The sequence below is a fragment of the Ruegeria sp. BH8 genome, from assembly GCF_056538065.1.
Map to the genome: position 1 here is coordinate 1 of NZ_JBQFSP010000056.1, position 821 is coordinate 821.

Sequence of the window (821 nt, forward strand, 5' to 3'; positions counted from 1 at the left end):
GGGACTGTTGCATTAGCTGGCTGATGTCGGTTTGGTGTCTGGTCGATACTCTCAGATCATGCGGCTTTGAACAATTGGTCTATGAATTCGATCTCGCCGGTGACGCCTGGTTGCTTGTGATGGACGTGGCCACGCTTGATGGTCCGGATCGTCTCGATGCCGCTTAGGGTCGCTTTCGCTGATCGCAGGGACCGAAAGCTCTGTCGATAGCCAAGCAGCCGTTTCATGGCGGCGTGATCGCTCTCGATCAGATTATTCCGCCATTTTCTGTCGATGTGCCGGATGCTGTCAAAATGCGGGTCGTATCGATGATTGATCTCGCGGATAACGCGCCGATAGCTGTGCGCCTTGTCGGTCACGATCGTCACCGGCCGGTGCAGGCGCACGCGTTCGATTGCCTTGTTGAGAAAGGCCTTGGCGGCCTTTGCATCCCGCCGCGCGGTCAATCGAAAATCCACCATCTGCCCGTTCGCATCGACGGCGCGCCATAGGTAGCGCCATTTGCCGCCAACCCGGATGTAGGTTTCGTCGACATGCCAATCGACACTCGCGCGGCGCAGATACTTCTCGGTTCGCTTCCTCAACTCAAGACCGAACTTCTGAACCCATCGGTACACAGTGGATCGATCTACCGTGATGTCCCGCTCCGCCAGCAGGTCAACCACATCCTGATATGAAAGCGGATAGCGCAGATACCAACGCACAGCGCAAAGTATGATCTCCTGCGGGAAACGATGGTGCTTGAAGGGGGATTTTCGCGGCATGCAGGACCTCAAAAGTCTGAAACTGACAAAAAGGTCCCATTAATGCAACAGTCCCTC

At 55.8% G+C, this 821-nt stretch carries 1 protein-coding gene; it reads right to left on the minus strand.

The window, feature by feature from the left end; translation table 11 throughout:
* Nucleotides 1-56 precede the first annotated feature (56 nt).
* Nucleotides 57-764 (minus strand): IS6 family transposase, encoded by a 708-nt coding sequence (locus tag ACR0AD_RS21130; RefSeq protein ID WP_480489520.1) that lies wholly within the window; start codon nt 762-764, stop codon nt 57-59.
* Between the last annotated feature and the right edge of the window lie 57 nt (nt 765-821).

What these genes read in the sequence shown, in the direction of transcription:
- ACR0AD_RS21130 (WP_480489520.1), bottom strand. Translation starts at nt 764, where the DNA reads ATGCCGCGAAAATCCCCCTTCAAGCACCATCGTTTCCCGCAGGAGATC.